Source organism: Paenibacillus sp. EKM211P, assembly GCF_011066175.1.
GTDB lineage: Bacteria > Bacillota > Bacilli > Paenibacillales > Paenibacillaceae > Paenibacillus > Paenibacillus polymyxa.
The window spans coordinates 1-6,915 of sequence record NZ_JAAMNS010000033.1 but is presented as its reverse complement, the minus strand read 5'-3'; the positions used below and the strand labels follow the sequence as shown (position 1 = coordinate 6,915).

The window sequence follows — 6,915 nt, the reverse complement described above, 5'->3', positions numbered from 1 at the left end:
AAAAACCGGACACTGGTTCCCAGTCTGCATGCCCAGGAACTGAATCCGAACATTCCTTTTGAGCAGACGCCGTTTGTTGTCCAGCAGGAGCTGGAGGAATGGAAGCGGCCAGTGGTTGAGCTCGATGGAGAGACACGGGAATACCCGAGAATGGCGGGGATTTCATCGTTTGGAGCAGGAGGCGCCAATGCTCATGTCATCATCGAAGAGTACGTTCCGGAAGAGCAGGCGCCAATCTGTGTGACAGCTCACAATCCTGTGATTATCGTATTGTCAGCCAAAAATGAGGAACGACTGAAACAGCAGGTCGAGAGATTGCTGTCCGTGATCGGGAAAGGAGAGGTCACAGAGGGCAATCTGGCCGATGCAGCCTACACGCTCCAGGTAGGACGTGAAGCGATGGAAGAACGCCTGGCGGTCATTGCTGAATCGATGCCGAAACTGGTGGAAAAGCTGCAAAGATTCTTGGAAGGCCACGACGGGATTTCCGAGCTGTATCGAGGACAGGTCAAGCGAAACAAAGAGGCACTGTCCGCACTGTTAGAAGATGAAGATATGGAAAAAACGATCGCTGCCTGGATCGGGAAACGGAAATACGCGAAGATAGTGGATCTGTGGGTAAAGGGACTGGCGATGGACTGGAGCATGCTTTATGGAGATGCCAAGCCGCAGAGAATAAGCTTGCCAGCCTATCCTTTTGCAAAGGAGCGGTATTGGATCACGGATATTAAAACCAAGCAGGCTTCCATTGAATCTACCAAATCTGTACAGTCAACAGATATATTTGTTGATCAAAGAACACCTGAGACAGCGGCAAATATTTCGCAAAAGTATGAAAAAGAAAGCGAAGATCCAAATTCCGAAGCTATTCCTTCGTATATCCAGAATATTCAGAGCCATATTTCCACCAGTGTCAAAATGAAGAAGATGCCAGATATTTCTTATCTAGCGGCTGAATACGAAAGAATTCCTTCGACTATGGTCGACAACCAAGCTTACTCGGAACAGGATGGGACGACGCGAGGGACTAATCGGATGAGGAGGCTTACAGATGAAGGAAATGAATGATGTCTTATGCAAATTGCTATGGGGTTATTTGCAATTGATGGGATTATGCCCCTATGCACATATGGACAAGAAAGCTATGATTAATGATTTTAAAACCAAAACAGCATTGCTGAATTTATATGATCGCTGGCTTGAAGAAAGCATAGAGGTATTGGCGCGGAATCATTATTTTTACCGTAAAGGAGACTCTTATAGCGTAACGGATACAGCTTTGGTTGATCTGCAGGCTGTATGGAAGGAATGGGAATTGAAGAAAGGGGAATGGCTGAAAAATCCGGATCTCTCGGCCTGGGTTGTACTCGTAGAATCAACATTGCGCAAGCTGCCGGAAATTTTGACCGGAAACATACCTGCCACTGACATTGTTTTTCCTCAGTCCTCTATGAAGCTGGTAGAAGGTATATATAAAAATAGTCCTGCAGCAGATTACTTTAATGAAGTGCTGGGGGATATTGTAGTTTCCTACTTGAATGAACGGCTTAAGCATGACCCGTCAGGGTCGATTCGAATTATTGAAATTGGTGCAGGCACTGGAGGAACCAGCGCTATGCTCTTCCGGAAGCTTCGACCTTATCAGGAGCATATTCGTGAATACTGTTATACCGATAAATCAAGAGCATTTTTATTGCATGCGCAAAAAGAGTACGGCCCGCAAAATCCTTACCTGACTTATAAAATTTTTAATGTGGAAGAGTCGGCTGTGGGACAAGATATCGACACGGGCGGATATGATATTGCAATTGCCACCAATGTCCTGCACGCTACGAGGAACATTCGGCAGACATTAGGCAATGTCAAAGCATCGCTGCGAAAAAACGGCCTGATTCTTATCAATGAAATCAGTGGAAACTCGCTGTTAAACCACCTAACCTTTGGTCTGCTGGAGGGATGGTGGCTTTATAATGACCCCGAGCTGCGTATTCCAGGCTCTCCCGGTTTATACCCTGAACGTTGGCAGGAGGTATTGGAAAGCGAGGGGTTCCGGTCTGTCTTCTTCCCCGCTCAGGATGCGCATGAAATAGGCCAGCAAATTATTGTAGCTGAAAGCGATGGTATACTTCGGGATCAACAGAAGTTTGAACCTGGCAAGCCTCCATTGAAACAGCGTGACACAGGGATTCAATCAGCTGCTGATGTTACTGAAGAGAGGGCTGAAGAGCATGTCAGGGAGCTTATTGTAGAGAAGTTGGCAGAGGCCTTGAATGTGGACTTTTCTATGATTGATGTCCATGAGTCATTCGCAGATTATGGCCTGGACTCTATTCTTGGCGTCAACTTTGTACAGGATGTTAATCAGGGGCTGGGCATTCATTTGCAGACTACAGACATCTTTGATTACAGTTCGGTCAAACAACTGACGTTATACATTTTAGGCCAATTCGGCGACATCGTTTTACCAGTTTTGGGACACAATGCTGATCCCATAGAGGATGGTAAAGATACAAGCCGTGAAACCCAAGCGCCTAAGGAAAAGGAATATATGTTTAATCCGGTTCAAACGGCAAGTGCATCGATTGAGCCAGAAAGACCTAAACAGGAGAATACAGGAAAAAGCTTGGCGCAAAGAGAGCCGATTGCGATTATTGGAATGAGCGGGCGGTTTGCCGGGTCTGACAATGTAGATGAGCTTTGGAATCACCTTAAGAATGGCGACGATTTAGTAAAAGAGGTAACTCGGTGGGATCTTTCGAAATACCAGGAAAAAAATACGAGTTACTGCAATTATGGAAGCTTTTTGGAGGATATTGATAAGTTCGATCCGCTTTTTTTCAATATTTCCGGACTGGAAGCAACTTACATGGATCCGCAGCAGCGGTTGTTTCTCGAGGAAGCATGGCATGCTCTAGAGGATGCAGGTTATGCGGGTACAGGGATGGATGGGCGTCGGTGCGGAGTTTATGTAGGCTGTGCCGAAGGCGATTACCAGCGATTGCTGGGTGAAGACCTGCCACCGCAAGCACTGTGGGGACATATGGGCTCCGTGATTCCCGCCAGAATTTCCTACTACTTGAATCTTCATGGGCCGGCGATAGCTGTAGATACAGCTTGTTCGAGTTCGCTAGTTGCCACCCATCTTGCTTGCCAAAGTTTATGGTCTGGAGAAACGGATATGGCTTTAGCTGGCGGGGTGTATATTCATACAACCCCTCGTTGCTATTTATACGGTGACAGAGCAGGAATGCTGTCTCACACAGGGCACTGTTATACCTTTGATGACAGGGCAGACGGAATGGTTCCAGGAGAGGCTGTTGGCGCTGTTGTACTCAAACGGCTTGAGGAAGCAGTTGCCGATGGTGACCACATCTATGGGGTAATTTTAGGCTCAGGAATCAATCAGGACGGTACCACGAATGGACTTACTGCACCAAGCCAGAAGTCTCAGGAGCGACTGGAGCAATATGTGTACGATACTTTTCATATCCATCCAGAGCAAATCCAATTGGTGGAAGCACATGGGACAGGTACCAAATTGGGAGATCCAATTGAATATCAGGCATTGACGCGAACATTTAGAAAGTATACGGACAAGAAGGGATTTTGCGCGATCGGGTCCATCAAAACGAATATCGGTCATACGCAAATTGCGGCAGGAATCACAGGAGTAATTAAGCTGTTATTGTCATTAAAGCATGAGCAGATTCCGCCTTCACTTCATTTCCAATCAGGCAATTCTAATATTCAGTTTGCGGACAGTCCTTTTTATGTCAATACGCAGTTGCAGAATTGGCTGATTGAGCCTGAAGCCAGACGCTGTGCTGCGGTCAGCTCCTTTGGTGCCAGTGGTACTAATGCCCACCTGGTCATCGGAGAGGCTCCACATACGAAACGAAGACATTGCGAAAAGCCGGCTTATTTCATTCCGCTGTCCGCCCGGACTTCGCAACAATTACGCCGTCAGGTGGAGCAACTGATTGCCTATTGCGAACAGGAGCCTGAGGCAGACTGCGGTAACATGAGTTATACATTATTGCTTGGGAGAAAGCACTGCAATCATCGGCTTGCATGTGTTGCCCGCAATCAAGGTGAGCTTGTCATGTCCCTTAAAAGGTGGCTGGAAAAAGGCAATTCTTCTCAAGTTTATTATTCTGAACTACACGAAAAAGACCAACGCATTCAAACGTCATTGAAGAGATATGGAAATGAATGTATTCAAAACTGTCGCGAGTATTTGGAGCTTTTAACTACGATTGCGGATTTATATGTTCAGGGATATCCGTTAGACTTTGAGCGTTTGTTTTCAAATGAACCGTATTGCAGAATCCCACTACCGACTTATCCTTTTGCAAAAGAGCGGTATTGGGCGCCTGGGAATGAAACCCAAATGGCTAAAAGCATAAGTATAGAAAGTGAAACCAAATCAACGATTTCCAGAGCAGAGGCAAAACCTGTGGCTACATCTAGCCATACCCTGCTGCTGGAGCCAGTTTGGAAGGAGCAGGACGTATCGCCAGAGGTGGAAGCACCTACCTACGACCGCCGTATCATCTTGCTGTGTGAGCCGGACAAGGCTTTACCTGAACGGCTCGAAGCGCGATTGAACGGAGCAGCACAGATCTTGGCCTTCTCATCCGGGAAGAGCCGGGTGGATGAGCGGTTTCAGGCCTATGCAGTTCAGGCCTTTGAGAGCATCCAGGGCCTGCTCAAAGACAAGCCTGCCGGAAGGGTGCTGGTTCAGCTTGTCGTGACGGCGGCTGGAGAAGGGCGGCTCTTTTCAGGACTTTCGGGTCTGCTGAAGACCGCCCGACTGGAAAATCCAAAACTCATCGGCCAATTGATCGAAGTGGAACAGGGAGAATCTGCGGAAAGCATGCTGGCGAAGCTGGAGGAAAACAGCCGCAGTCCGGTGGATGGATGGATTCGCTATGAGGGTGGTCAACGCAAAACCGCTTGCTGGAGCAGGTTCGAGTCGTCTCGGCCAGAAGAGAAGCTGCCATGGAGAGACGGTGGCGTGTATCTCATTACCGGCGGCTCTGGCGGCCTGGGGCTGCTTGTTGCCGAAGAACTGGTTCGGCGCACCCAAGCAGCAACCTTGATCCTGACAGGCCGCTCGCCACTGGACGGCAACAGACAAACCCGGCTGAAGGAGCTGGAGTCCTTAGGAGCCAGAGTAGTGTACAAGCAGGGGGATATCACCGACAGGAACACGGTTACCAGCCTGCTGGAAAGCATTCAGAAAGAATTCGGGCGTGTTCACGGGATTATCCACTGCGCTGGGATCATTCACGATAACTTCATTCTCAAGAAAAGCAGGGAAGAATTTATCGAGGTGCTGGGACCGAAGGTCCAAGGGCTGGTCCATCTAGATGAGGCGAGCAGCGGTCAGGATCTGGACTTCTTCGTGCTCTTTTCCTCCATCTCGGGCAGTATGGGCAATCCGGGACAGGCCGATTATGCCACCGCCAACGCCTTTATGGATGCGTACGCAGCATACCGGAATACCCTGGTGGAAGCCCAGCAACGGCGGGGCCGGACGCTATCCATCCGCTGGCCGCTGTGGAAAGAAGGCGGGATGAGGATTGACGCGGACACAGAAAAACTCATGAGACAGAACATGGGCCTTACGCCTCTACAGACCGAGTCGGGCATTCAGGCGTTGTACCAATGCCTGACCTCAAGCAAGGATCAGGTGATGGTCTTGGAAGGAGAGCCTGAGAAAATCGAGGCCTATCTGGCGAAAGCCGTCTCGCAGGCCGGTATCCGTGCGATACAGGCATCTGCGCCGAAGCTGGATGCGGGTTTACTGTACGATAAAACCTTGTATCATCTCAAGGCGCTATTGGGAGAGGTGACCCGTCTGAGCGTCGGTAGCATTGAAGCCCAAGAACCGCTAGAGCGTTATGGGATTGATTCGATTATGATTACCCAGCTCAATGCCAAGCTGGCAGAATCCTTTGGCGAGCTATCCAAGACGCTGTTTTATGAGTATCAGACCTTGCGTGCCTTGGCGGAATATTTGGTGTCGGAATACGCACCGGAGTGCATGCAGTGGGTTGGAATGAGTCTGGACAAGGAACAGGTAGAGGAAACGGCTGCGACAGCCCGGTACGCTGAAGAAGAAAGCACGCCAGTTGCGGAGACGGTGGCAACGAAGTCCAGCCGTAGCTATGTGAAGCCTGTTCGAAGCTGTGCGGAGTCTGTCGCAGAGGAAACACGAGAGCCGATCGCCATCATTGGTATGGCAGGAAAGTATCCAGGTTCGAGGGATATGAATGAATATTGGGAAAATCTCAAGGCAGGGAAGGATTGTGTCAGCGAAATCCCGCAGGAACGCTGGAAACTAGAAGGATTCTTCCATCCTGATAAAGAGGAAGCGGCTTCACATGGCAAAAGCTATAGCAAGTGGGGGGGCTTTATCGAGGGATTTGCTGAATTCGACCCATTGTTTTTCAATATTGCACCGCGGGAAGCACTTAGCATGGACCCTCAGGAACGGCTGTTTATTGAAGCCTGCTGGGAAGCGATGGAGGACGCGGGCTACACCAGAGAAGAGCTTGCGGTACGACATAACAGCCGTGTAGGTGTGTTTGCGGGAATTACCAAAACAGGATTTGATTTATATGGTCTTGATCTGTGGAGGAAGGGAGCGCAAATATTCCCTCACACTTCCTTTAGCTCAGTAGCCAACCGGATTTCGTACCTGTTTAATTTGCAGGGGCCGAGCATGCCAGTGGATACGATGTGTTCATCCTCATTGACCGCGATTCATGAAGCGTGTGAGCATCTGTACCGCGGAGAATGCGAGTTGGCCATGGCAGGAGGAGTGAACCTGTATCTGCATCCGCTGAGTTATGTCGGACTTTGTGCGAATCAGATGCTGTCCGTAGACGGACAGTGCAAGAGCTTCGG

Annotated in this window: 2 protein-coding genes; both read left to right on the top strand. The window is 49.2% G+C overall.

What is annotated here, in order from left to right; genetic code table 11:
• The coding region (locus tag G9G57_RS25130; RefSeq protein ID WP_164965671.1) for a type I polyketide synthase at window positions 1-1,068 on the top strand (1,068 nt) is incomplete at its 5' end.
• On the top strand, window positions 1,052-6,915 hold a 5,864-nt coding region (locus G9G57_RS25125; RefSeq protein ID WP_164965670.1), incomplete at its 3' end, for an SDR family NAD(P)-dependent oxidoreductase. The genes G9G57_RS25130 and G9G57_RS25125, both read left to right, overlap by 17 nt.